The organism is Bacillus sp. MZGC1 (genome assembly GCF_002998605.1).
Lineage (GTDB): Bacteria > Bacillota > Bacilli > Bacillales > Bacillaceae > Bacillus.
This window is the reverse complement of record NZ_PVRE01000001.1, coordinates 269,617-295,832: the sequence shown is the minus strand read 5'-3', so window position 1 is coordinate 295,832 and position 26,216 is coordinate 269,617. Positions and strand designations below refer to the sequence as shown.

Sequence of the window (26,216 nt, the reverse complement as noted above, 5' to 3'; positions counted from 1 at the left end):
TGCCCCTCTCAGAGCATCGGTTTTTTGACTTATAAATTTTTTGCTGCTGCACTGACAAGCATGATCCAAGAAGCGATAAACGCCACTCCGCCAATTGGGGTAATGGCACCTAGAATCTTCACCTGTGTCAATGCCAGCACGTAAAGGCTTCCTGAGAAGAAAAGGATGCCTGCAAGCATCACCCAGCCAGCGGTGGGAACTAGAGAAACACCTGACAGCTTATCTGCAAGAAAGGCGACAATAAATAATCCAATCGCATGGAACATCTGATATTGAACCCCTTTGTTCCATATGTCTATATACTTTTCAGGGATTTTCCCTTCCAGACCGTGCGCACCGAAGGCTCCGAGTCCAACAGCTAGCATGGCATTAATCGCACCTAAAATGAAAAATAGTTTCATTCGTCATTCTCCTTATCTCGTCAATTATGTTTATCATAGCGCGGGTGACAGACGACATTCAACTTTCCCTTTACGTTGACACGAGATTGTCGGATTTCTTTTTCTTTCGTAACAGGACTTGATCGACCGCAATCGCAATGAGTGTACCTAGAACAAGACCATTGCTTAATAATGAAATGAGCACAGGATGCATGCCTTTCAAGGCTCCCTGCGGTACAAACATCGCCCCTACACCTGCTAAAACGGCAATCCCTAGGACAAAGCGAATCCGCGGAATTTCTTCTTTCTCATACTGATCAAACTCTGACATCGCAATCCCAATCATCGAGGAGAACACCACAAAGTTTACAGCAAGCCCCACAGGTGATGGCAATGCGGAGAAAAAGCTCATGAGCAGCGGGAACAAACTAATGAGTACAATGAGCAGACTTCCTATGAAAAATGGCTTTCTCGATGGAATTTTCGTTGTCTGTATAAATCCTGCTGCTCCGGAAATAGGTACAGGCGCAATGGCACCGATCAATCCGCTCAGTAAGTGACCAAATGCTGCGACAAAACCAGCCGGCCGAGCTCTCTTCCGCTCACGCAGTTCACCAAATGCCTTCACTGAACTTTCCACAATTCGAATACTTGCCAGCATGTTCACAATGAGTAAGATCGTAATAAAAAAGGACGTGACAAGTAGTCCACTGTCAAAGACCGGCATGCCGAATGGGAACAGCTTCGGAAACTCGATGATTTTTTCTGGAATTCGAACCGGCTTTGCCAACCCGAGTAGAGCGAATAACAGCCAGCCTCCTGCAAGGGCAAATAACACAGAAAACTGCCTTAAGTAATGCCATTTTGAGCGGCTGATCATGAAGGTAAGGATAATAATCAAGATCGATAAGCAAAAGACAAGCCCGTCCACCTGATTTCCTCGATAGCCGATGCCCATCAGCCCTTGCATGATCGGCTGACTTAACTGCACAACTAGCAGCAGCAAGTAAATGCCTGTGACGACTGGCGTAAATAAAGAAGCGAGCCAATTAATGATTTTAAATAAACTAAAAATAAAAAAGAATGCGGCACTAAAAATTAAAGCTCCTTGTAAGGCTTGCAGGGTTTCAGGATACGTCGCAAAAATTGTTCCTGTCATGCCTGCATAAAGGGTATACACACCCCACCAAAGCCCTGCTGGACTTTCATTGATCGGCAGCATATGGCCGCATAAACACTGCACCATCGCCACAAGACCAAGTGAAAAGAATGTACTTTGAATCAGCTCCGCTGACTGCACTTGGTTCAATTCAAACGCTTGTGCAATCGCAATAGGTACGGCAATAGAAGCTGCGATAAAAAATGCCATCCACTGAATGGCGCCCAAAAATAGTTTCAAACCGATCACCTTCCCTTTGTCGTGACAAGACCATTAAAAATCAAAAATAGAGTCGCCGTTCCCATCCTTCTCTTTTTGCCCCTCTTCTTGATGCTGAAATTTCTTCGCACCACTCGCACCCATCAGTTTCTCAAGCATGGCTTGATCTGAGGATACGGGCGGCGCGGACGGTGTCTGTATCGAAGAAGGTGGCGAGATAACCGGCGACTGCGGCATTTGCACCTGTGATGGTGCATCGAGAATGACCTCACATAGTGAAGAAATCGCTGCCACATGACGTTTCACCTCTTCATCATTTCCACTTTGTTTCGCCTTTTGAACCGCTTCCTCCATTTTTTGAAGCAGACTTGATATATGAATATTCAAGGGTAGACCCTCCAATCTAAAAAATTCGTTTTCCAACATTATTTTACCAAATGAACAAACGAAATGGGTTCATTTTTCCAAAGCAGTGCGCTCATGTTGCTCTTATTTGACCCGGCATGGTCGTTCACACATAATAAAAGGAACAAAATCGTCTATGAAAGGATTGAATAATGGACAAACTCACTGCTCTTTTTCAGAAACAAAAAGTCTTTCAAAAGCCGCCGGTTCAAGAACGCATCCGTCTCCTTAAAGACTTAAAAGCAGAAATCAAACAGCATGAAAAGGATATTTTACAAGCCTTAGCCCATGATTTACATAAATCCGAACAAGAAGCCTATACAACAGAGATTGGGATGGTATATGAAGAAATCAATCATACCATCAAGCATCTTCACAAATGGGCAAAGCCAACACGCGCGCGAACACCTCTGACTCATATCGGATCGAAAAGTATGATCATCAAAGAACCTTACGGCAGTGTGCTCATCATTGCCCCTTGGAACTATCCTTTCCAATTGGCTCTTTCTCCATTAGTCGGAGCTATTGCTGCGGGTAATGCCGTCATCTTAAAACCGTCTGAGCTGACGCCGCAAGTCTCACAAATAATCAGCGCAATGGTGGAACGTGTATTTCAAGAAGACCATGCAGCTGTCGTAGAAGGCGGTGTAGATGTGAGTACAGAGCTGCTGAAACTGCCCTTTGATTATATCTTCTTTACAGGAAGTGTGGCAGTCGGCAAAGTCGTCATGGAAGCCGCCGCAAAGCATTTGACTCCTGTCACACTCGAACTTGGCGGAAAAAGCCCTTGCATCGTCATGCCTGATGCAGACATCAAACTAGCGGCGAAGCGAATCACTTTCGGCAAATTCACCAATGCAGGGCAAACATGCATTGCGCCAGACTATTTGCTCGTTCATGAGTCCATTAAAGAGGACCTTTTGCGGGAAATGACAGCTTGTATCCGGGACTTTTATGGTGAACACCCTGAAACACATCCGCACTTTGGGAAAAATGTCAGCCAGCGTCATTTTGACAGACTCTCACAATTCCTCTCAAATGGAACGATTGTCACGGGTGGACAGCGCAATGAACACGAGCTCAAAATCGCTCCGACCATTTTAGACCACATCACATGGGAAGATCCCGTCATGCAGGAGGAAATTTTCGGACCGATTCTGCCTGTCATGACCTTTGATTCTCTGCATGAGGCAGCGCATATGATCAAAACAAGGCCGAAGCCGCTTGCTCTTTACTTATTTACAACAAGTAAAGAAACAGAATCCTATATTCTAGACCATCTTTCATTTGGCGGAGGATGTATCAATGACACGCTCATGCATGTCGCTACTCCTTACCTGCCATTCGGAGGCGTGGGTGAAAGCGGCATGGGACGATATCATGGGAAAGAAAGCTTCTTTACCTTTACGCATGAAAAAAGCGTCCTGCGCCAAACCAATCGCTTCGATTTTTCCTTCCGTTATCCAAATGCGAAAAACGGACTCGACTTGGTTCGTAAATTTTTAAAATAAACAGGACGAAGGGGCTCTTCCCTCGTCCTCTTTTCACTCAATACCTTGGATACACCAGTTGATTTCTTCGATCCCCATTTGTTTTAAATACGCGTTTACCTTTGAAAACGGACGACTGCCAAAAAAGCCGTTTCTTGCAGAAAAAGGACTTGGATGAGGTGACTCAATGATGTAATGCTTGTTTTGATCAATGCGTTCTTTCTTATTTTGAGCATGTCTTCCCCATAACACAAAAACGACGGGCTGATCACGTTCATTCAGCACATCAATGACACGGTCTGTCACACGTTCCCAGCCCTTGCCTTTATGCGAGTTCGCCTCGCCCTTTCTCACGGTCAGCACAGTGTTTAAGAGCAGCACACCCTGCTCTGCCCAGCTCACAAGTGAGCCATGATTTGGAACAGGACAGCCAAGATCATCCTTTAGCTCCTGAAAAATATTTCTCAATGAGGGCGGATGCTTCACGCCAGGCTGAACAGAAAAGCTTAATCCATGTGCCTGACCTGGGCCATGATAAGGGTCTTGTCCCAAAATCACCACTTTGACCTCTTCATAAGACGTCAAATGAAGCGCACGATAAACGTCATCCGGTTTCGGAAAAACGGTCTGCGTGCGATATTCTTCCTTCATCCATTCACGTAATTCCTGATAATATGGCTGTTCAAATTCACTTTTCATCACAGCCCACCAGCTATCATTTAAAAATGGCTTCATTGGGGTTCTCCTCCTTCTATTTGCTGCGTTAGTCTGGAGATCATCGGTTTTCCGTCCCACACAATATCACTCTCTGATTCTCGTTTTTTCATCGCTGGTTCTTCTAATAAGACAGCAAAGTTAGCTGTCGGCAGGTCACCCAGCCCATGCTTTTCACTTAGATCATCTAAGTAGTTCTTCCTTGTTTCACCAAGATCACTAGACTGATTCCCACCGCCGTCAAAAAACGCATAGATCACGCTGGCAGCTGGCACTCGTTTGACACGGGCATGCTGTGATACACGCAAAAAGAAGTCCCAGTCCCAATAATGATGCATCGCTGGATCAAAGTAGCCAATCTCATCGTGTATACAGCGTTTGTACATACTGCCGGAAGGAACATAGGTAGAAAAAACACGCATATCCTCAATAGCTGCTGTATAAGCAAATAAACGTCTCGACACCGGGAAACGGGTCGCGCCTTTTTCTTCAAATGACACAATTTCTGCATCAGAAAAGACAAAATCGGCGTCCTCCAGCGCCTTACTCATACGTTCAATATGACAAGGTGTAAAGTAATCATCGTCGTCACTCAGCATGATGACATCGCCTGTCAGCTCCCGCACCCCCACGTTTCTAGCATTCACATGCTGGACATTCTCATCTAAATGGATCAAGCGGATCGGAAGTTCAGAGTAGAGTTCCTGGATGATGTCGACTCGCTCTCCTGCATCATTCACGACCACAATTTCAAAAGGCTGTACAGTTTGTCTCGTAATGGATTCAAGCAGCTCACACAGTGCGCTGAGCCGGTTATGTGTCACAATTAATAAGGAAATCTTCATATTCAGCTTACTCCTTTAATAGATTCGTCTTTTTCCATTAAAACATAAAATGACGTTCTTCTCATGATATAAAAGGCGGTTTGATGTGACGGGAAAATGGGAATTTTTGATGAAAAGGAGTGATCACGATGGAATACTTCACAGTAGAAAATAGCAAAGAAGCCAAACAGACCATTGAACAAATACATTCAGCAAAGGATGATATTTTCGTTTTTGCGTACGATCCAGAACGCTCTGATACCGTCACAGAGCATACAAATGCCAAAAGCATGACAGCGGTCGATCAAGGGATTTTAGATCAAATCGCCAATGTCATCCGCACCCGGGATGACGAGCTCATGGCCAAAATGATGTCGGTTGGCGCGGATCAGGAATTAACCTTAACACTTTTAGACGAACTGAAAAAAGGAAAATTGGTGATTTGTAAAAGGTAAGGAGAAAGGCGTTCCTCCTAGGGTGGAACGCTTTTTTATGTCGTTTCATTGTGATAAACGGAAAAGCTGATTATAATAAGGGATAGAACAGTAACTGTTACACATCACATTGGAGGTTCAGCAACTATGTCTATGAATAAAGCACTCACCATCGCAGGGTCGGATTCAAGCGGCGGTGCAGGTATCCAAGCAGATTTAAAAACGTTTCAAGAAAAAAACGTCTACGGGATGACAGCTTTAACCGTTGTCGTTGCAATGGACCCTCATAACCATTGGGATCATCAGGTGTTTCCAATTGATACGGCGACGATTCGTGCGCAGCTCTCTACCATTGTAGAAGGCATTGGGGTAGATGCACTGAAAACGGGTATGCTCCCAACAGTCGACGTGATCGAACTTGCAGCTGACACTATCAAAACATACGACCTAAAAAATGTCGTCATTGATCCTGTTATGGTTTGTAAGGGTGCGAACGAAGTGCTATATCCGGAGCACGCTGAAGCACTACGCGAAAAGCTTACGCCACTGGCAACCGTCATCACGCCTAACCTTTTCGAAGCAGGTCAATTAAGCGGAATCGGTGAGATCAAAACGATCGAACAAATGGAAGAAGCAGCAAAACGCATTCACGAACTTGGTGCCAAGTATGTGGTCATCACGGGAGGCGGTAAGCTAAGCCAAGATAAAGCGATCGATTTGCTTTATGATGGACAAACCTTCGAACGCCTTGAAACAGATAAGATCGACACAGAATACACACACGGCGCAGGCTGCACATTCTCAGCAGCAGTCACAGCTGAACTAGCAAACGGCTCAGACGTGAAAGAAGCCATTTATGCAGCAAAAGAATTCATCACAGCTGCCATCAAAGGCTCTTTCCAGCTAAATGAATACATCGGACCAACAAAGCATTCTGCTCATCGTGTTGACAAATAGAACAGAAAAACCCGATTCGCCTTGTTAATGGGCGAATCGGGTTTTGTTTGTACTTACAAGCTCTTGTATACCTTCTCTATTCTCTCAAATTCATCACGTAAATCACTATCATCAGGTCTTCCCGTAATCACTTTTAAAAACTCGATAAATTGACGACCTGATTCAATGAGTTGATATACAAACTCTTTAAAGTCAGCCACCAATATCTGATTTTCAAGTGATAACATAATTTCTCGATCGGATTTTCTCTCCAACTGTATTTCTAGGGGTAAACTTGGATAATAAATCTTTCCGTACCCTTCTTCCATGTAATCTACTAATACATTTTTATAATAATGCCACAACTCTTCAATAGAATCTGGATTTTCGAAATCCTCTATTTTCCCCTTTTTCCCATGATCGAACGTAATTGTTCCTTCAAGGTTTGTAAACCCTTGTTCCATAAAATCTTCTTTTGTAGCAACGAAGGTTTTGATCTTTTCAATATCATCAATGGTTACAAACTTCTTCTTGTCCTCCAAATAAATATACGTTTCTATCTTCAATTGACGTCACCCTTTCATTTCATGAAAAAAAGCATACCCGCGTCTGGGTACACTCTTTTATCCATACAGGAATACCTACTTTTGCTGATCAGATTCTTTCGCCATTTTTCGAATAAAGGCTTCAATGGATTCAACAAATAAGGCATATTCTTTCATTTGTTTATACGTATCTGACAGCTTCTCTTTTAATTCTTCCTGCTCTAGAGAAGGTTCACCGAGAATAGATTGGACTTGAATGAGCAATTCTTTATATTCTTCACGTTTATCTTCAACATGATCTGCCATTGTCTCCAAGCGTTTTCTAGTCGTCGGCTGCTGTTTTGAATTCAAGTAAACAACCCCTTTTTGTCCTACCGCATTTGGATAAACGTCAGCCTCAGCTGTATATATTTTAAAATGATACCATAATTCCACTTGTTATCATATATGTAAAACGTCATCAAACCGCTTCAGGCCACCCTTGTATATACATGTTATAGGTTCTAAGATACAGGCGGATTTCACTAGAAAAAGCAGATTATTGATCTGCTTTTCTTTGTAAATGCCATGTTTTTAGTTTAAGCTTTGTTTCATTTCTGCCACTGATCGAGATTGATTTATTTCCCGGGGAAGGAAAGTAACGAGCAGTAAATACTTCTCGGCCTCCGTTTACAAAAATCTCGATCGACGATGCATCGATAAAGATGTGAAGGTCGTGTAATTCCTCTATTGCTACTTCTCGAATTTCTTTTGATCGATCTTCAAATCGATCTCGCTCTAATGTTAATTTGCCTTCATCTTTATCATAAATGATACGGGCTGCCGCTCGAATACAGCATTCAAACCCTTTTTGTGTGTCAATTTGATCAATGAATACCTCTGCGCTTGTAATATCATCTACAGGAATCGATTGGACGGAGCGTTTGATATGAAAAACATTCTCTTGTTCATTGGTTCTCATCGCCTGGAGCTCAGTGACTGGTTTTTGAATCAGATGTCCGTTATCATCTAATCGCAGCTCTCTCGGGATCGTGAGGCAGTGTATCCATTGATACGAAATCGTTGGATGATGCTCTTCTCCTTGATCAGGCACCCCCATCCATCCGATTAAAAGACGTCTGCCTGATTCGTCTAGAAAGGTTTGCTGCGCATAGAAGTCAAAGCCGCGGTCCAGCTCCTCAAACGCTCCGTGCGTATATTGATAGGTATGATCATCCAATCTCCCAACAAAATAGCCTGATTGATGTGTATTATGATATTTTAAGCCATCCGGCTTGAGCCCCTGCGGGGACACAATCAATACATCCCGGCCATCTAATTCAAATAGATCTGGACATTCCCACATATAACCGAAATCCTCTAATCTATTTTTCCCACTGCCAGCAATCATGCCTTGAAACGTCCAATTGTCTAAAGTATCAGAGGTAAACAAGACGAGATTCCCTTTCAGGTCCAGGCTTTGTGCACCAAGAACCATGTACCACTGGCCATTTCGCTTCCATACTTTCGGATCACGAAAATGGGCGGTGAATCCTTCTGGCAGCGTCGCCACGACACCTTTTTTCTGAAAATGAATGCCATCTTCTGAAACAGCTAAACATTGATATGTCTCACGGTTTCCTTGTTCATCGCGAACGTTTCCAGTGTACATCACATACATCTGTCCATCGTCAATGACTGCACTGCCAGAATAACAGCCGTTTTGATCAAACCAATCACTTGGGGCAAGGGCGGCTTCCTCGTGCTGCCAATTCACTAGATCTGTCGATGTGTAATGGCCCCAAAATTTTGCGCCGTGTCCCGTTTTGAATGGCTGCCACTGATAAAAAACGTGGTAAACCCCTTTCCACTGAATCAACCCATTCGGGTCATTTAAAAGACCAACTGGCGGCATTAAATGAAAATGCTGACGGTACACATCTTTTTTCACCAAATGCTCATAGTTTCGAATACGGTCTGCTACCTTTTGACGAAGTGCTGCGTCAGTTGTTGTCATAACTGTGACCACTCCTTGATTATTTTTCTACTTCTTTTACTTTAAAGATGATGGTGAGAGTAAATGAAACAGCAACAGCGATTAACATACCAATCACATAATTCACCACATTCTGCACACCGTATGGCGCGGCAATCGCAATCATCGGAATACCCGTTAAACCATAGGCGTTGGCTGCAACCTTCGTGAAGACAACAAATGCCCCGCCTAATGAGCCTCCGATCATCGCGGCAATAAACGGCTTACGATAGCGGAGGTTGACACCAAATATGACAGGCTCGGTAATACCTAGGAAAGCTGAGAAAGCTGCAGGAAGTGCGATTTCTTTTATTTTCGCGCGTTTCGTTAAGAAAAAGACAGCCAATCCCGCCCCGCCTTGAGCTACGTTGGACATGGCCCAAATTGGCAGCAAATAGTTACGCCCAATATCATTCAGCAGTCCTGCTTCAATCGCATGGAAGCTATGATGAACCCCTGTAAGAACAATGAGAGAGTAGGCACCTCCGAAAATGAGTCCTGCTAAGAAGCCTGCATGATCATAAATAAATGTCAATGCATTCGAAATTCCAGTACCGAGCATTCTTCCAAGCGGTCCAACTGCAATAAACGTCACAAATCCAGTCACAATCACCGTCACAAACGGGGTCACAAGTAAATCAATACTGTTCGGAACCACTTTTCTTAAATTCTTTTGAACAAGACACATGATGTACACAGTCAATAAGACTGGAATGACTGTTCCTTGGTAACCAAGAAGAGCAATATCAAAATTGAATAAATGCATATACTCTGGTTTCGCATCCGTCAGCCCCCACGGGTTGAGCAGGTTCGGGTGAATCATAATCCCCCCAATAACGGCTCCTAAATACGGATTTCCACCAAACTCTTTCGCTGCACTGACCCCAATTAAAATCGGCAAAATGATAAAGGCTGCACTTGAGAACATATCAAGCATTTGGAAGATCGCAGAGCTTGGGTCAGCCCATTTGAAGGCTTTCATCATGCCTAATAGGCCCATTAATAAACCGCTTGCAACAATTGCTGGAATGATCGGTACAAAAATATTTGATAACGTCTTTGCAAAACGTGCAAGTGGATTCATTTTTTGTTTCACTGCTTCATCATGGCTGACAGGCTTTTGTTTCTCGTCTCCTGTCTCAAGACCAGTCTCACGAGCAAATGGTTCATATACTTTGTTGACTGCCCCCGTTCCAAAAATGATTTGGAATTGTCCCGAGCTTGAGAAAGCCCCCTTCACCCCTTCAAGTTCCTCAATGGCTTCTTTGTCAATCAGTTCCTCATCTTTTATCACCAATCTGAGTCTTGTTGCACAATGCGTGGCACTGATGACATTTTCTTTGCCGCCTAATCGTTTTGTTAATTCTTTGGCTGTTTTTTGATAATCCATGTTGTCTCCTCCTTTTTTAAAGCAAAAAAGACCTAAAATTCACCAACGATAAAAGGACATACACGTCCCCTCGTTACGCAAATTTTAGGTCTTGCCTGCCTGGCAGTCACAATCCCACGATATCAAATTTTGATTACGCTTTCATCATAGTATAAGAGTGAGACGTGCGTCAACCTCTTTTTTCGAATCAATTGACCCATATACACTAATAAGAGTAGTGTGCATAAAAAAAAGCCTGCATGCAGGCACAACCACTAAACCAATTCGGCATCCTGCAGACGCTGGACATGCAGCGTGATGTAGCCGATCTCCGATTCAGGGAGATGAAGTTCATATTCATTTTTCAACAAATCAGCGAGTCCACGTGCACACCGGTAAGCCAAATCATACTTTGTTTGGATAAAACTCAGCATGTCATCGTCCATGATTTGAAATGCCTCATTTGATTCCAACCTGCCTAATGCATACCTCAAATGTGTCACAAGCCGCTGATAGGAAATACTATCCTCATCAATTGAATGTTGAAAATAGCTTTCTATATGCTCGATCATTTCTTTGATCATCGTTGTATATTTCACGGTCTTTTTCATAGACTCCGTATTCATTTTGGCCGTATGAATATGGAGTGCCACATATCCTGCCTCATCGTCCGGCAGTTCAACCCCAAGCCGATCCTTTACATAACGAATGGCATACTTTCCAATATCATATTCCTGCTTATATAAGACTTTGATCTCACCAAGCAATTTATTATATAGCACAATGCCCTTTTGAATGCGCTCAATGGCAAAGGATAAATGGTCAGTCAGTGATATATGAATATGATCACTAAGCGGCATCATCAGTTCACCCTCTGCATAACTGATAATATGCTCTGCCACCTCAATATGCGCTTCGGGCAATGTCGCAAGAATTTGTTTGAATTTCTCATTTTCTTCACGCACAACAAAGATTTTCTCTATTTTTTGAACGGGAACGACGTCATTTTTCCCCTTCTGAAAAGCAATTCCAGGCCCCATCACAATTTTCTCCTGATCACCTTCCTTTACAATCACCGCATTGTTATTCAATATCTTATATATCTTCAAGGGGTATCCTCTCCCACCAGATAACGTTTCTTATGAGGGATTTTACCCTGTTTCATCTCTCATGTAAAGGTAAGAGCGGACCAGCACGCGCCTCTCTCGCCGTCTTCTCATCAAGCATCATCAGACTTTGCTTAAACGGTTTCTCTGACCTGCGCTTCTTCTTCTTTTCTTCTGCCAGCTTCTCTAGCTCTCTCTCTTTCACGACTTGAAAGAACCTATCATCCACCGCGGCCGCCTGAAAACGTTGCTGCTTCATCATCACACCAGGATTCACAAGCACATTCATCATGAAACCAAACCATACACTCAACCAGTTTTTGAATTTCCTCACTGAACATCCCTCCGCTTTTCTTAGAATCTAGCAGTTCTAGCAAAACAACTGCTCCTATCATATCCCGAGAAAAAAGAGAGGTTTGTCACAATCTGGGTGAAAAAACAAACTAGTTTTCAGAAGTTTTGTTGAAAAGTGCAGAAGATCATCAAGTACGAGGATGTTTGAATAAAAATTTTATACACACTCTATCCAAAAGATAAGCACACCTTATCAACAGGGTTTATCCACATATCAACATCCCATTACTAGATTTTGTGTATGCGATTTTTTTATTTTCCATATATATATCTAAATAATTGAGTTATCAACAGGAGTTTGTGCATAAGTGAGACTTTATAAACAAAATAGTTCTTTATAACTATGTAAAATAAGACCATTTTAGTAAAGGAATTGTTTTCATCGTATTGAATACTTAATAACGGGCAGTGAATCTTTCCTATTTATCCACAAAAAGAAAGGCTATCTCCCTAAAACACAGCTAGAAAGGGGAAAATTAATGAAAAAGGTCATCTCTCGTTCTTCTGTTCTATTGTTCTCCACTATTTTTATTTTATCCACATTCTTTACAGGTCAACAGGCTGCTGCCGCTCCATCGAACAAACAGGTGGAATTGGAAAAAGCAGAAATCTTCGGTGAAATCAATGTCAACTCTAGAAAACATACCACTGTTATTGTTGAATTAAAGGAAAAATCCTTAGTTGAAGCCAAGCAAGAAGGCAAAGCTCAAACAAAGGCCTCCCTCAAAAAATCTCGAACAAAAGTAAAAAATGCAGCACTCAAAGAAATTGATAAAGCGAGTGTTCGTCAGGAATATGAAAAAGTCTTCTCTGGTTTCTCTATGAAACTTCCTGCAAACGAAATTCCGAAGCTGCTAGCAGTTGACGGAGTAAAAGCCGTTTATCCGGATGTTACATATAAAACAGATGAAGTGAAAAAGGAAAGCATTCAGCTTCCAAATGAAGATGTCTCCCCTCTTATGGATAAAAGCGCTCCATTTATCGGTGCACCAAAAGCTTGGGATGCCGGCTACTCTGGAAAAGGGGTAAAAGTCGCTGTCATTGATACTGGAGTAGACTATACCCACCCTGATTTAAAAGGAAACTTTGGTTTATACAAAGGCTATGATTTTGTTGATAACGATTATTCTCCGCAAGAGACGCCTAAAGGAGACCCTAGAGGTGAATCGACAGACCATGGCACACACGTCGCAGGAACAATTGCTGCCAATGGACAAATTAAAGGTGTCGCAAAGGATGCCACACTTCTTGCGTACCGTGTACTTGGACCAGGCGGGTCTGGGACAACTGAGAACGTTCTTGCAGGCATCGACCGCGCTGTTACTGATGGAGCAGATGTCATGAACCTCTCTCTCGGAAACAGTGTGAATAACCCTGATTATGCCACAAGCATCGCACTCGATTGGGCCATGTCTGAAGGCGTTGTCGCTGTCACATCGAATGGAAACAGCGGACCGAACAGCTGGACAGTCGGTTCTCCCGGCACGTCAAGAGATGCCATTTCTGTCGGAGCAACTCAACTTCCGTACAGCCTTTATAGTGTGAAATTCCCGAACTATTCTACTGCAAAAGTGATGGGCTACTACCAAGAGAGTGATTTAAAAGCACTTGACCAAAAACAAGTCACACTCGTCCATGCAGGTATCGGTGACGAAAAAGCATTTGAAGACATCGATGTTAAAGGAAAGGTTGCCGTGATCGAACGAGGAGCCATTGCCTTTGTTGATAAAGTCGACAATGCAAAAGCTGCTGGTGCAATCGGCGTTGTGATGTATAACAACACCGATGGAGAAATTCCAGTCGATGTACCGGGTCTCGCTCTTCCTACGATTAAGCTTTCAAAAGCTGAAGGAACGGCGCTTGTCAAAGCCATTGAGGCTGGAAACAATACAACGACTTTCTCCATTCAATTTGTCAAAGAACTTAGTGAGCAAGTCGCTGACTTCTCATCTCGCGGACCAGTTGTGGATACGTGGATGATTAAGCCTGATTTATCAGCACCTGGCGTCAGCATTGTGAGTACGATTCCAACGCATAACCCTTCTCAGCCTTACGGATATGGCTCAAAGCAAGGAACAAGCATGGCTTCACCGCATGTGGCAGGGGTCGCAGCGATCATCAAGCAAGCAAAACCATCGTACACAACTGAACAGATCAAAGCACTGATGATGAATACAGCAGAAAAACTATTTGACGCAAATGGCAGCCCATTCCCTCATAACACACAAGGGACAGGCAGTGTTCGAATCATCGAATCACTCCAAGCGTCATCTATCGTTTCTGATGCCAGCTATTCTTACGGCACTTTCTTGAAAGAAAAAGGCGTTCAAATCAAAACGAAGAAATTCAAGGTAGAAAACCTTTCAAAAGCACCGAAAACGTATACCATTGATTACAAATTCAATGGCAGCGGCATCAGCACAAACGGAACGAAAAAAATCACTGTCAAAGGGAATTCCACTGGGTCCTTTACTTCCGCGGTACAAGTGAAATACGGTAAAACCAAAAAAGGAACGTACCAAGGCAGCATTACCCTTCGTGAAAATGGCAGAAAGGTCACAGAGATTCCTACTTTATTGATTGTAAAAGAGCCTGATTATCCGCGCGTCACTTCGGTTTCCGTTGAGCCGGATAACCGTGCTGGAAGCTATGTCATTAGCAGCTATCTGCCTGGTGGCGCTGAGAACCTTGCATTTCTCGTCTACTCGACAGATGGAGAGTATTTAGGTGAAGCAGGTGTTTATCAACATGTAGATAAAGGAGAACACCGCGTAAAATGGAATGGCACGATCAATCAAGGTCAAAAGCTGGAACCTGGTGAGTATACAATGCTTGCGTATGCAAGTTTGAAAGGGAAATCAGACACTGTTCAAACAAAGGAACCCTTCGATATTTATCCTGAATAAACGTGAATCACAAGAAAAGCCTTGTATGAGCGGATTAGCTCATCAAGGCTTTTTGATTATATATGGAGGAAAGAGAGTCTGATGTTGATATTGCTATGGATCGTTTCTTTTTTGACTGCTTTTTTTCTAACGATCACTTTGATGTATTTTTTCACCCTTTTACACGCGAAACATCCTCGTCCTTTTCATCAACCATGCGAGTTGACGGTCTATGGGTCTTCATTACCCGCTTAGTTTGCTGGTGACAGCCGCGTTTATTTTCATCATGATGCTCCTTTTCCACCTCTATTGGCTGCGTGGACGGTAAACAGACATACATACGTTATGCATCAAAGGCTTCTTTTAATAAACGATACGATGTGAGCCGGTCTTGCATGTGGTGAGTGATCGTCACAGCGATTACTTCATTTGTACGATACGCTTTCGCTAGTGCCGTCAGCTGCTTTTTCACAGAAGATGGCGTTCCAACCACCATCCTTTGACGATTGGCAGCCACTCGTTTTTGTTCATATGGACTGTAGGAATAAGCTTGTGCCTTTTCATATGAAGGAAAGCCCCCGAGGTTTTGCCCCTGTTCATTGGCGAGTAAGGATAAATCTAAGCTGACTGCCAGTTTTTCTGCCTGTTCCTCTGTTTCAGCACATAAAACGAAGACCGCAAGACTGACGCGCGGCTCATCACCGAATGCTGAAGGTTCGAACCGGTTGATGTATTGCTCCACAGAATCTTCTCCGCCTTCGCCATTGATAAATAGAGCAAACGTATAGCCTGCACCTGCTTTCGCCGCAAGTCTTGCACTCCCTCCAGAGGAACCAAGAATCCATACCTCTGGTGCAGTCTCTACCTTCGGAGAAGCGGTTAAATGGGGCAGCGGGTAAAATTCATCCGCTAGGTCGTGTAAATAGACCTTCAATTCTTCTACCTGCTCAGGATATTGATCACCTAGTCGTTTTCGTTCACCATGATGAAGGGCAATGGAGGAAATGGGCATACCACCAGGAGCACGTCCAATCCCAAGATCAATTCTGCCAGGAGCCAGTGCTTCGAGAACCCTGAAGTTCTCTGCTACTTTATAGGCACTATAGTGAGGCAGCATCACACCGCCTGAGCCAATACGTATATGTGACGTAACGGCTGATAAATGACCGAGAAGCACCTCTGGACTCGACCCTGCAAGCCGGTTTGAAAAGTGATGCTCTGATACCCAAAAACGGTGATAGCCCCACTTCTCTGCCTGCTTTGCCAATTCAACCGTTTGCTTCAATGCTTCAGCAGGTGTTGCATCTCCGATCAAAGGAGATTGATCCAGTATACTTAATTTCATCATGCTGCACCTCTTACAGAAATCCCCCTCTCTCAATCGAAAGGGGGGATGTCTTATTTATTTTCGATTAAAGCCCTTCTCTTTAACAAATTCTCCAAGGAAGGCACGCTTTGGCTGACTAAAGCCGCGAAGCATCTGCTTAGACCAAGTATCTTTTCTCTCTCCGTTTGTTCGTTCTTCATAATATGATGAAATACGATCATCGTATTCTTTTAAATAACGATCCACATGCGCTTCATCTTGCTGATATGCATTTTCATGATAAATGAGTTCAACTGGCAGCCGTTCCTTTTGTGACGATTGACTCGCTGGATGTCCGACAGCCAGACCAAATAACGGCAGCACATAAGATGGCGTTTTAAGTAATTCAGACACTTCTTTCAGTTGATTACGCAGACCGCCAATATAGCAGATCCCAAGTCCCATTGATTCTGCGGCTACACTCATATTTTGCGCAGCGAGCGCCGTATCAATGACGCTAATGAGAAAGGCTTCCGTATTCTCAAGCGCCTCCTGATGATTTTCCCCTGCTTTTTTTGCAATATCATCATGGCGTTTCAAGTCTGCACAGAAGACAAAGAAATGCCCATTCTTCTCAACGTATGGCTGATTCCCAGCCAGTTCAGCAAGCTTGGCTTTCTTCTCTTGATCTGTCACTCCAATAATACTATACGCCTGTACATAGCTTGATGTCGAAGCAGCCTGTGCACTTTTAATGAGTGTCAGCACCTCTTCTTCGGACAAACGCTCGTCTGTAAACGAACGGATGGACCGATGATTTAATATCGTTTCTATCGTTTTGTTCAATTCGAAGACCTCCTTCACTTGTACTATCATATGACAAAGACATATGGCTTTTCAAAAATTAAAACTCGCATGAAAAAAGACAGTCTATACTTAGACTGCCCTTACCCGTTTTATTTAAATAAATAACTTTGATATTTCGTTAATTGAACACTTGCGTTATAAGCAATCCCGAATCCAATAAGGACAGATAAGACAGAGCTTCCTCCGAAGCTGATAAATAGGAGCGGAATCCCTGTTACAGGCATCACGCCTATATTCATCCCAATGTTCTGGAACGTATGGATCACAATCAGTGCTGTATATCCTACACAGAAGAATGACGCAAACCGGCTATAAGGATGGATACGGTCGATCAGCACGACAAGCCGGTAGATCAAGAAGAAGAACATGATCACAACAAACGCACATCCGACAAAGCCAAAGGCTTCTCCTATAATGGAGAAAATCATATCTGTTTGTGCCTCTGGGACATAGACTTTTAAGTTTTTAACCCCATTCCCAAAAATCTGTCCAGCACCAATAGCCATAATGGCCTGGTCTACTTGATATTTATCAGACCCAGACGCATCCTGAGTCTGCGCTTGGTTGGCTGACGTAGAGCTATCAGGCAGCCAAGCGGTAATCCGGTTAATCTGATACTGCTGAATGCCAATTGTTTTCGCAACATCAGGGAAGAGAATGATCACGGCTAACACAGCGGCAACTAAAAGCACAACCACAGAACCGATGAGAGAAATCAGCTTCCAATTAACCCCTGATAAAAACACCATCACAACGACAATAAACATACAGACAGCTGCCGTACCTGCGTCCTGTAAGAAAATCAGTCCAACTGGAACGGCTGCTACACCGGCAATTTTTAATAGTAGGAAGATATCATCTTCTAATGTCCGTTTTCCTCTAGGGCTTGACTTACCGATGACAGATGCAAGCATCATAATCAAACCAATTTTCATAAACTCTGAAGGCTGAAGTGTCCCAATCCCTGGTATCACAAACCAGCTTTTTGCACCATTTTTAATTGGAGCAAAATCATGACCTCCGATTTGTGCAGGAGCGACTTTCAGAAAAAGTAACAACAGTATGCCACCTATAAAAATATAGAGGCTTAGCTTCTCTAATTGCTCCAAATCAAAGTAATTTATGGCTACAATACATATAACTCCGACCATGTAGTAAATAATCTGCCTCGTCCATGCATTAGATCCATACTGTCCAAATTGACCCGCAGCATAAATCGCAATGACACTGATGGCAAAGAAGGCTAAAAATATAAAAATTAAATCCCCTTGATAGTACGGAGATGTATTCTGCTTGTTCATGAACTAACCACCCTTATTACAAAACATAAAAGCCCTTATTTATATTAGATTGAATTTTTCACAAAAGCAACTCACCTTAAATATGACGGAAGATACATCCGAAAGGTTCCAATCATTTTTCAAAAAATGAAATACTTTTCATTCTAACAATAGGAAAAAATTCCTCTATACTCTTTCCATTCATCCGATCATGAGTCCTTTAAAAAGATTATTTTACAGATATTAAGGGGAAAATTCAATGACCTATGTGGCGATATGACAAGCAATTATCAAGCCAGCATAAGCTGTACGGAGAGAAAAGGAAAAAGCCACTTTCTACGGAATAAGGCCCATTTTCCAATTATTGAGTTTACTTCAAAGTCAATTGTGGTATAATACTTGTAACAAAATGTTCACAATATCTCCTAAAAACAGACACAATTGCATCCTGACCTCTCATTTGATTTGGATATCAACTTACAAAGGAGTTGGATACGATGGATATGTTCTTTGCGTACCTATGTATTGCAACGGCTACACCCCTGTTTTTATGGCTTGAAAACAGAAAAATTGCACTAGCTTCTATTCCACCCATTATGATTATGTGGATTTTCTTCGGTCTTTACATGACGAGCAGTTTATCTCCAGCAGGACATACCTTCATGATCGCATTCTTTGCCATTAACGTCATTTTGGCACACATTGCAGCGTTTCTCATTTATGGACTTCCATTCATTCGCAAAAGATTCAGCAGCACCAGATAAATCACGCACCACCTATTGGAGGCGTAATCAACATCATGATAAAAACCACTCACCTTTGAGGGATGAGTGGTTTTTTTATTATTTCTCTGAATGCTCAGACTGCTTTGGCGCAGAAGGTGAATAACCATCTTTGCTGTTCTCTCCGTGGCTGTAGTGAGCCGCAAAGATCCAAACAGATCCGATAACGAAGATAATCGCACAAAACAGACCAAACAATGTATTTCCGACTTGAACAGTTCCGTTCTCGCTTTCTGTCATGTGCATAAACATGAATAGCTGCAAGAACGCTTGAATGAAAGCAAAACCAAAGATAATCCATAGTTTTGCAGAACTGCCAATTTCAGCTCCAATGGCAATCCAGAATGCTAAGATTGTTAGCACAATGGATAGGATGAAGCCAACTACGTGTTTCCAAGGGAAGTGTTCGTGCTCTGCTGAGGAATTTGTTTTTCCAGCCATATCACAAAAGCCCCCCTAATCCGATCAAGTAAACAGCTGTGAAGATGAAAATCCATACAACATCAAGGAAATGCCAGTATAGACTTGAGATAAAAATCTTCGCTGCTGTTTGTGGAGTTAATCCACGTTTTTTAATTTGGAACAAGACCCCGGTAATCCAGAAGATACCGATGGATACGTGTAGTCCGTGAGTTCCTAAGAGTACAAAGAATGCAGACCAATACGCACTTGTATGGATGCTCGCACCCTCATGTACATAATGGAAGAACTCGAAAATCTCAAAGCCAACGAAGCCTGCACCTAGAAGCAGTGTCAGAATCGTCCAAATGACAACCCCTTTTGTACTTCCACGGCGCATTTCATGAACAGCAATCCCGCATGTAAATGAACTAACCAATAACAGGAATGTCATGATCAATACAAGCTTCATATCAAACAGTTCAGCTGGTAAAACGCCGCCAGCTGTTCTGCCATGAAGAACAAAGTAGGTCGCAAAAAGTGTTGAGAATAACACGATTTCCGCGCCAAGGAATATCCAGAAACCAAGGATGTTTAAACGTCCTGTTTCAGACTGATATTCAAGCGGTGCATTTGCATAGCTGCTATCATTATGTCCCATTACTTCTGCGCCTCCTTATTCTTTTTCTCTGTTTCAATCACTTCTTCAACAGGAATATAGTAGCCATCGTCATATTCAAATGAGCGTAAAATCATTGTTGCGAATACACCGATTAAGCCAATAATGCCAATCCAGTACCATTCAAATACAAGACCGAATGCACCAAGTCCGAAGAATGCAGACATGATGAGTGGTCTGCCTGAATTGTGCGGCATGTGAATTTTCTTGAATTCTTTTTCAGGATGAACGTCTACGTTGTTTTGCTTCCAATGATGGAATGCATCTGGTGTTGTCACTTCTGGAAGTGCTGCAAAGTTATAATGCGGCGGAATTGCAGAAGATGTCGCCCAGTCAAGAGTACGTCCATCTCCCCAGCTGTCTCCAGACACTTCACGTTTCGCGTGTCTCCAGCTGTAGTAGATGTTGTAGCAAAGGATGATGAATCCGATACCCATCATAAATGCACCAATTGTTGAAATAAAGTTTAGTGCAGTCCAGCCATCTTCTGGTCCATACGTATAAATACGTCTTGGCATTCCTTGCAGTCCTAAGAAGTACTGCGGGAAGAAACAGATGTTAAATCCGATCATGAATACCCAGAAGAACCATTTGCCGATTCTTTCGTTTAGCTTGTAACCAAACATTTTTGGATACCAGAAAACAAGACCAGCAAAACAAGCAAAGACAGTACCTGCGATTAATACATAGTGGAAGTGGGATACAAGGAAGTACGTGTTATGGTACTGGTAATCCGCAGCTGCCATCGCAAGCATAACCCCAGTGACACCACCGATAACGAAGTTCGGGATGAAACCAAGTGCCCAAAGCATTGGTGAAGTAAAGCTGATACGGCCTCGATACATCGTAAAGAGCCAGTTAAAGATTTTCACACCTGTTGGTACAGAAATCGCCATTGTTGTAATCGAGAAGAATGAGTTAACCGCTGCACTGTTCCCCATTGTAAAGAAGTGGTGAACCCACACAAGGAAACTAAGAACAGAGATTGCCACAATCGATACAACCATCGCTTTGTAACCAAACAACTGTTTTCTTGAGAACGTCGCAAAGATTTCTGAGAAAATACCGAAAGCCGGCAGGATGACGATATATACCTCAGGATGTCCCCAAATCCAGAAAAGGTTCGCCCAAAGCATTGGCATACCGCCTGCTTCGAGTGTAAAGAATGCAGAACCGAATAAACGATCAAATGTCATAAGTGCTAAAGCAACTGTTAATACAGGGAATGCGAATACGATGATGACAGACGTAATCAATGTTGTCCATGTAAACATTGGCATACGCATAAGTGTCATACCTTTTGTACGCATTTTTAAGATGGTCACCATGAAGTTAATACCTGTCATAAGTGTACCAATACCTGCAATTTGGAGCCCGAGCAAGTAATAGTTCTGTCCAGGACCTGGTGAGAAATCATTTCCGGCTAGCGGCATGTAACTCGTCCAGCCTGCACTTGGTGATCCTCCAATGACGAAGGAAATGTTGAACAGCATCGCTCCAACCATGAATGTCCAGAAGCTAAGGTTGTTCAAATAAGGGAATGCAACGTCACGTGCACCAATTTGAAGAGGAACAACGACGTTGATTAAACCAATTAAAAATGGCATCGCCATGAATAGAATCATGATCGTACCATGCGTTGTGAAAATTTCATTATAGTGGTTGGAATCTAAAAACGTATTATTAGGAAGCGCCAGCTGCGCGCGCATCATCAGTCCGTCTACCCCACCGCGGAAGAACATAATCACAGCAGCAAGGATATACATGATCCCAAGCTTTTTATGATCAACTGATGTTAGCCATTCTTTCCAGAGCCATTTCCACTTTTTAAAGTAGGTTAAAACAAACACGATAGCAATGGAAGTAAGAGCGATAGAAATTTGCGCACCAAGAATTAATGGGTCTCCAGTTACAAAAAACTCATCCCATTTCAAATGCATAACGGCCTCCTCCTTTCCTTAGTCAGTTTATTCATTATCTAGTTTTCTTTTATAGTTCTTCACATTCTCGAAAGGATCTGTTTTGGAATGCGGAGAAACTGATTGGTAACCTAAACGTTTGCGTGCTTGGAGTGCGTATTCAGAATCCTCTCCATGCTTCGCAAAGGATAAATGTGTTGATGAGAATGTCTGCACATCTGCAGCATCCGGAAGCATCAAGTAGTCATACGTTTTCTTCGTTAACTTTGGTGCTTCTTTCTTCGTTTTGCTTACCCATTTATCATAGTCAGACTGCGTCATCGCATTGACTTTGAATTTTTGCTGAGCAAAGCCCTCGCCTGTGAAGTTGGCGTTTCTTCCTTCATAAGTGCCAACTTGATCAGCTTGAAGATATTGTTCCATCTCCATTCCAGCCATCGCATACTTCTCCCCGCCTAGCTGAGGAATCCATAGTGATGCCATTGTATCAGCGGAAGTGATTTTGAATAAAACCGGCTGATCTTTTGGAATGTTTAAGTAGTTCACTGTCTCAATATTTTCCTCTGGATAGCTAAAGATCCATTTCCAATCAACAGCTGTAGCATAAACGACAAGTGGATCTTTATGACTTGTTGCTTGAGGTGCCTCTTCCAAAGAGTAAATTGTTTTTACAGTTGGAACCGAAAGGGCAGCAACGATTAATATTGGGATCACTGTCCAGATAACTTCTAGAAGCGTATTCCCGTGTAGTTCTGGGTTATAAGAGGCGTTTCCAACGTCCTTACGCTCACGGTATTTAACCAAAATGATGGTAAACAGTACAAATACCGCACCAACGATAAAGAGCATGAATCCAATGGATAAAAGGATTAAGTCTTTTTGTTGTGCTGCGACAGGTCCTTTAGGATCTAAAACAGCGATATTGCTGCAACCTCCTAATAAAAAAACACTCACGAGCATCGCTAATAAAAGCATAGGTTTAATGGCTCTGAACAAGAAGATCACCATCCTTCCTTAGATAATGTATAAATTGCTGAATAATTGTGAAAAGCCATCTGCCTTCGAAAACTTTTCTTCCCTTTGTAATGCTATCAAAATCTGTTAGAGTTAGCTTCCCTTTTTTCAAAAGTTCATTTATTTTTCAACAGATTTCTATTAAAATGTCATAAATTCGACATAAATTTATATTATTGCACACACAATAAATTTCTAGGATTTTGAAAAGTTGAGAGTTGAAGGCAAAGGACAAACAATCAAGAACTTTGTCAAATTTAGGTTTACCACAATAAAAAAGTTTGGTCGAATTTCAATTTAACTTAATGAAATTTTATCTAGGTAAACAATTTTGAAATAGGTATCCCCACATTTAACAAAAACCTTACTCATTTTAACGCAAGTTCACAAGAAAAGAAAGTATCGATTCTCTGCGATACGCTGTAAGAATTGGTAATGATGCTGAATTAGTGGAATCTCGCTAAAGACTTCCAGCAAAAAACCGGCTCAGCGCCGGCACTCTGCATTTATTCATCTCTCACTAAGATGTCAGGTCGTCTATAGATCTCCCCTTCATGTTCAATGTCCATGTACGTCCACTTGCCTGTATAGGTTAAAAAGCGGTTGCCCTCTTTTTCTACTACTATCGTATCCTCTGATTTCAGTCCAGGCAATGAAGGATTCCACGTAAACACTTGATGCAGCTGAATTTCTTCCTTCGATGAGGGAACAGCAATGATTTCCCTAGATACAAATCCCGTCTTTCCCCCTTGATGAAGCTTTTTCCAGCTATCAGGGAAGCCCTCTTTTTCATACTGAGCAATACCTGCTTTCAGTACATCTCCTAATGTTTTACCAGGACGTGTGGCGGCATTCATGACTGTATCAATTCGTGCAAGCCGCTCTTTGTTCTCTTCAAGCTCCTTTGGAAGCTGACCAAAGTAAACAGACCTTGTGACATTCGCTACGAGCCCGTGCCGTTCTGCACAGAGGACAACAAGCGCGTGCTTTTGAAGTGCTTTCTCTGTTGGAATCGGGTGACGGTATTGATGGATCCGGTCATCCGTTGCCACAAGCAGGACTTCTATCGTCATCCCTTGTGCAATGGCTCTTTGAGCAATAAGCGAAGCAATTTCGTGTTCGGTCTGCCCTGGCACGATTTCTTGACAGACACTTTCTACAATGACCGCTGTTTCATGACAAAGGATTTCATATTGACTGAGCAGCGAGGCAGTAAGGATCGATCGAACATGTGACAAATCCGGCTCGATCCATTCGAATCCATCCATTTGAATGTCCGCCCCAATTCGTTTACCTTTTGTGAGTTCTTGAATGTAGGGGGTCTCATCCTCATACCAATCCATTGTGACCACCTGAAAGGGATGATCGACATACGCCATTTCCTCTTCAATGATCCGCTTTTCTTCCATTTGATTCACAATGAGGACGAGGTCGTCTTTTAAGACGAGCAGCTGGCACACGCCCTCTGGCGTATTTAACACAATGTGATTCCTTCTTCCGCCTGTCAGCCAGGAGAAGTTATTTCGCTTTTGAATCAAGACACCATCAAGCTGCTTTTCTTCCATTAGTTCTCTTACTTGTTCAATCATCTAATCACCTGCCTGTATGAAGTGTTTGAATGAAACGGTTAAAAGCTGTTTTCCCTTGCTCAGTTCTTTTAAACACACCCGCCTGCGAGAGAATTCGAGAAAAAATAGAGCCAATTTCTTGTTGTAAAATGGTTTCGGTATTGTCCTCTGTAAAGGTGTTCTCTTCAAGCAGTCGCTTTGCCCATGTTTCGTGTTTCATGATAGCAGGACGGGCTTTGATTTCTTCAAGAGGACTTTCGGATAGCAATGCCTCTTTTAATTGGCTTAACTCCTCTGCTAATCTGCCAGGAAGGACAGCAAGGCCCATGACTTCAATTAATCCGATATTCTCTTTTTTAATATGGTGGACTTCTTCGTGCGGATGGAAAATGCCGTCTGGGTGCCGCTTGTCTGTACGGTTATTACGCAGCACTAAATCTAATTCATAGTCATCCCCGTGGCGTCGCGCAATAGGTGTAATGGTATTGTGCGGAGTCTCTCCTGTATGAGCGATCAGCCCCACCTCTTCATCTGAATACAATTTCCACTCATGTAAGATAAAGTCTGCAGCGTCCGCGAGCGACTGCCGCTCGCTGCTTCGAAGGCGGATCACAGACATCGGCCATTTCACAATGCCAGCTCGCACATCCGGAAAGGCTTTGAGAGAAAAGACTTCTTCCATCTCTGCTTTCGCCATCGGAAATTCATGTGCACCGCCCTGAAAATGGTCATGACTTAATATACTGCCTCCGACAATCGGAAGGTCGGCGTTCGACCCGATGAAATAGTGCGGGTATATAGATATGAAGGAAAGCAGTCGTTCAAAGGTTTTTTTGGTGATGCTCATTGGCTCATGTTTACCTTTGAACACTATGCAGTGCTCGTTGTAATACACATAAGGTGAAAATTGCAGAAACCACGATTCACCTGAGAGTGTCACAGGAATAATCCGGTGATTCTGTCTCGCTGGATGGTTGATCCGCCCCTCGAAGCCAACGTTTTCTTTACAAAGGAGACAAAGAGGGTATTGCTTTTGACTGAGCTTCTTAGCTTCAGCGATGGCTTTGGGGTCCTTTTCCGGTTTTGATAGATTAATGGTGATCTCCAGCACACCATCGTCTGTTGGTGTAAACCACTGTACATTTTTGGCGATCCTGCCTGTATGAATATAGTGGGCATGCTGCTGCATCGCATAGAACCAGCTTGTAGCTGCCTCTGGTCCCTCATGTTGGCGTTTTTCTTCAAACTTCGCATAGATGACACTTGGAGGTGCCACCAAGCAGCCCATGATTTTCGCATCTAGTAAATCACGATACGTATCCGTCCCCTCAGGAATAAGGCCTGTTTCAACTGCCCAATCCAGCATCGGCATTAAAATGTCTTCAAGGTCTCCTTCTCCTGAGACTGTTCTTGCTTCAGCGTCATCGAGCCCGAGCACCTCAAGCAGCCGATTTCTTGTATAATCGATATCTAGTGATGTCATCAGCTCTTTATTGATCCCGTATTGAATCAGCTGTTCCAATTTTTCAAAAATATCAATCGCCATTCCCTCTGTCCCCTCTCTTGCC

The 26,216-nt window shown here is 42.9% G+C and carries 25 protein-coding genes; 5 read left to right on the top strand and 20 right to left on the bottom strand.

The features are described from left to right. Window positions 1-29: 29 nt before the first annotated feature. The 3 genes from C6Y06_RS01435 to C6Y06_RS01425 form a co-directional block, all read right to left on the bottom strand. Window positions 30-401, bottom strand: a complete 372-nt coding sequence (locus C6Y06_RS01435) for a DUF423 domain-containing protein (RefSeq protein WP_106036417.1) — start codon at window positions 399-401, stop codon at window positions 30-32. A gap of 70 nt (window positions 402-471) precedes the next feature. Then, window positions 472-1,779 carry a purine/pyrimidine permease gene (locus C6Y06_RS01430; protein WP_106036416.1) on the bottom strand — a complete coding sequence of 436 codons (1,308 nt, stop codon included), beginning with the start codon at window positions 1,777-1,779 and terminating at the stop codon, window positions 472-474. Between the two features lie 33 nt (window positions 1,780-1,812). Further along, a complete protein-coding gene (locus C6Y06_RS01425; protein ID WP_034660391.1) occupies window positions 1,813-2,145 on the bottom strand; it encodes a YwdI family protein in 333 nt (110 codons plus the stop codon). A gap of 170 nt (window positions 2,146-2,315) precedes the next feature. Here C6Y06_RS01425 and C6Y06_RS01420 point away from each other — a divergent pair, with 170 nt between their 5' ends. Beyond that, window positions 2,316-3,674, top strand: a complete 1,359-nt coding sequence (locus C6Y06_RS01420) for an aldehyde dehydrogenase (RefSeq protein ID WP_106036415.1) — start codon at window positions 2,316-2,318, stop codon at window positions 3,672-3,674. Between the two features lie 33 nt (window positions 3,675-3,707). On the opposite strand, the gene C6Y06_RS01415 is transcribed toward C6Y06_RS01420, so the two are convergent. Both C6Y06_RS01415 and C6Y06_RS01410 read right to left on the bottom strand, forming a co-directional pair. After that, window positions 3,708-4,388, bottom strand: a complete 681-nt coding sequence (locus C6Y06_RS01415; RefSeq protein WP_034660393.1) for a uracil-DNA glycosylase — start codon at window positions 4,386-4,388, stop codon at window positions 3,708-3,710. Beyond that, window positions 4,385-5,212 carry a glycosyltransferase family 2 protein gene (locus tag C6Y06_RS01410; protein ID WP_060597540.1) on the bottom strand — a complete coding sequence of 276 codons (828 nt, stop codon included), beginning with the start codon at window positions 5,210-5,212 and terminating at the stop codon, window positions 4,385-4,387. Before C6Y06_RS01410 ends, C6Y06_RS01415 begins: the two co-directional genes overlap by 4 nt. 128 nt (window positions 5,213-5,340) lie before the next feature. On the opposite strand from C6Y06_RS01410, the gene C6Y06_RS01405 reads away from it, so the two are divergent. Both C6Y06_RS01405 and C6Y06_RS01400 read left to right on the top strand, forming a co-directional pair. Beyond that, window positions 5,341-5,646, top strand: a complete 306-nt coding sequence (locus C6Y06_RS01405; protein ID WP_106036414.1) for a general stress protein — start codon at window positions 5,341-5,343, stop codon at window positions 5,644-5,646. A 126-nt stretch (window positions 5,647-5,772) separates the two neighbouring features. Then, window positions 5,773-6,582, top strand: a complete 810-nt coding sequence (locus C6Y06_RS01400; RefSeq protein WP_034660396.1) for a bifunctional hydroxymethylpyrimidine kinase/phosphomethylpyrimidine kinase — start codon at window positions 5,773-5,775, stop codon at window positions 6,580-6,582. A 53-nt stretch (window positions 6,583-6,635) separates the two neighbouring features. On the opposite strand, the gene C6Y06_RS01395 is transcribed toward C6Y06_RS01400, so the two are convergent. The 6 genes from C6Y06_RS01395 to C6Y06_RS01370 form a co-directional block, all read right to left on the bottom strand. Then, window positions 6,636-7,127, bottom strand: a complete 492-nt coding sequence (locus C6Y06_RS01395) for a hypothetical protein (RefSeq protein ID WP_106036413.1) — start codon at window positions 7,125-7,127, stop codon at window positions 6,636-6,638. 75 nt (window positions 7,128-7,202) lie between these two features. Beyond that, window positions 7,203-7,457 (bottom strand): hypothetical protein, encoded by a 255-nt coding sequence (locus tag C6Y06_RS01390; RefSeq protein WP_008359596.1) that lies wholly within the window; start codon window positions 7,455-7,457, stop codon window positions 7,203-7,205. Between the two features lie 187 nt (window positions 7,458-7,644). Further along, window positions 7,645-9,102, bottom strand: coding sequence for a sucrose-6-phosphate hydrolase (locus tag C6Y06_RS01385; RefSeq protein WP_106036412.1), 1,458 nt, complete (start codon window positions 9,100-9,102; stop codon window positions 7,645-7,647). Between the two features lie 19 nt (window positions 9,103-9,121). Continuing rightward, the gene (locus tag C6Y06_RS01380; RefSeq protein ID WP_106036411.1) at window positions 9,122-10,510 is read right to left on the bottom strand and encodes a sucrose-specific PTS transporter subunit IIBC; all 1,389 of its coding nucleotides are present in this window, start codon (window positions 10,508-10,510) and stop codon (window positions 9,122-9,124) included. 254 nt (window positions 10,511-10,764) lie between these two features. Further along, window positions 10,765-11,598 (bottom strand): PRD domain-containing protein, encoded by an 834-nt coding sequence (locus C6Y06_RS01375; protein ID WP_066031570.1) that lies wholly within the window; start codon window positions 11,596-11,598, stop codon window positions 10,765-10,767. Between the two features lie 52 nt (window positions 11,599-11,650). Continuing rightward, window positions 11,651-11,929 (bottom strand): hypothetical protein, encoded by a 279-nt coding sequence (locus C6Y06_RS01370; RefSeq protein ID WP_106036410.1) that lies wholly within the window; start codon window positions 11,927-11,929, stop codon window positions 11,651-11,653. A gap of 499 nt (window positions 11,930-12,428) precedes the next feature. On the opposite strand from C6Y06_RS01370, the gene C6Y06_RS01365 reads away from it, so the two are divergent. Then, entirely contained in the window at window positions 12,429-14,855 is a 2,427-nt protein-coding gene (locus tag C6Y06_RS01365; RefSeq protein ID WP_106036409.1) for a S8 family peptidase, read from the top strand. A gap of 322 nt (window positions 14,856-15,177) precedes the next feature. Here the strand turns inward: C6Y06_RS01365 and C6Y06_RS01355 are convergent, their stop codons facing one another. The 3 genes from C6Y06_RS01355 to C6Y06_RS01345 all read right to left on the bottom strand — a co-directional run bounded on the left by C6Y06_RS01355 (window position 15,178) and on the right by C6Y06_RS01345 (window position 18,308). Continuing rightward, window positions 15,178-16,182, bottom strand: a complete 1,005-nt coding sequence (locus C6Y06_RS01355; protein ID WP_181185420.1) for an LLM class flavin-dependent oxidoreductase — start codon at window positions 16,180-16,182, stop codon at window positions 15,178-15,180. 54 nt (window positions 16,183-16,236) lie between these two features. After that, window positions 16,237-16,986, bottom strand: a complete 750-nt coding sequence (nfsA, locus tag C6Y06_RS01350; RefSeq protein WP_106036408.1) for an oxygen-insensitive NADPH nitroreductase — start codon at window positions 16,984-16,986, stop codon at window positions 16,237-16,239. 110 nt (window positions 16,987-17,096) lie between these two features. After that, on the bottom strand, window positions 17,097-18,308 hold the full coding sequence (locus C6Y06_RS01345; protein ID WP_066031564.1) for an FtsW/RodA/SpoVE family cell cycle protein: 1,212 nt from the start codon (window positions 18,306-18,308) through the stop codon (window positions 17,097-17,099). A 476-nt stretch (window positions 18,309-18,784) separates the two neighbouring features. Between C6Y06_RS01345 and C6Y06_RS01340 the strand changes: the two genes are divergently transcribed. Next, window positions 18,785-19,051, top strand: coding sequence for a spore morphogenesis/germination protein YwcE (locus tag C6Y06_RS01340; protein WP_003215279.1), 267 nt, complete (start codon window positions 18,785-18,787; stop codon window positions 19,049-19,051). 78 nt (window positions 19,052-19,129) lie between these two features. On the opposite strand, the gene qoxD is transcribed toward C6Y06_RS01340, so the two are convergent. The 6 genes from qoxD to galT form a co-directional block, all read right to left on the bottom strand. Next, window positions 19,130-19,510 carry a cytochrome aa3 quinol oxidase subunit IV gene (gene qoxD / locus C6Y06_RS01335; RefSeq protein WP_003215204.1) on the bottom strand — a complete coding sequence of 127 codons (381 nt, stop codon included), beginning with the start codon at window positions 19,508-19,510 and terminating at the stop codon, window positions 19,130-19,132. Between the two features lies 1 nt (window position 19,511). Next, entirely contained in the window at window positions 19,512-20,129 is a 618-nt protein-coding gene (gene qoxC / locus C6Y06_RS01330; RefSeq protein ID WP_007497820.1) for a cytochrome aa3 quinol oxidase subunit III, read from the bottom strand. Then, window positions 20,129-22,087 (bottom strand): cytochrome aa3 quinol oxidase subunit I, encoded by a 1,959-nt coding sequence (qoxB, locus tag C6Y06_RS01325; protein ID WP_060597551.1) that lies wholly within the window; start codon window positions 22,085-22,087, stop codon window positions 20,129-20,131. The genes qoxC and qoxB overlap by 1 nt, the downstream gene beginning before the upstream one ends. Window positions 22,088-22,114: 27 nt before the next feature. Continuing rightward, entirely contained in the window at window positions 22,115-23,071 is a 957-nt protein-coding gene (gene qoxA, locus C6Y06_RS01320; protein WP_095285740.1) for a cytochrome aa3 quinol oxidase subunit II, read from the bottom strand. 515 nt (window positions 23,072-23,586) lie between these two features. Next, window positions 23,587-24,669, bottom strand: a complete 1,083-nt coding sequence (locus C6Y06_RS01315; protein WP_106030647.1) for a M24 family metallopeptidase — start codon at window positions 24,667-24,669, stop codon at window positions 23,587-23,589. Between the two features lie 4 nt (window positions 24,670-24,673). Continuing rightward, window positions 24,674-26,194 carry a UDP-glucose--hexose-1-phosphate uridylyltransferase gene (gene galT, locus C6Y06_RS01310; RefSeq protein WP_060597553.1) on the bottom strand — a complete coding sequence of 507 codons (1,521 nt, stop codon included), beginning with the start codon at window positions 26,192-26,194 and terminating at the stop codon, window positions 24,674-24,676. Window positions 26,195-26,216: the final 22 nt, after the last annotated feature.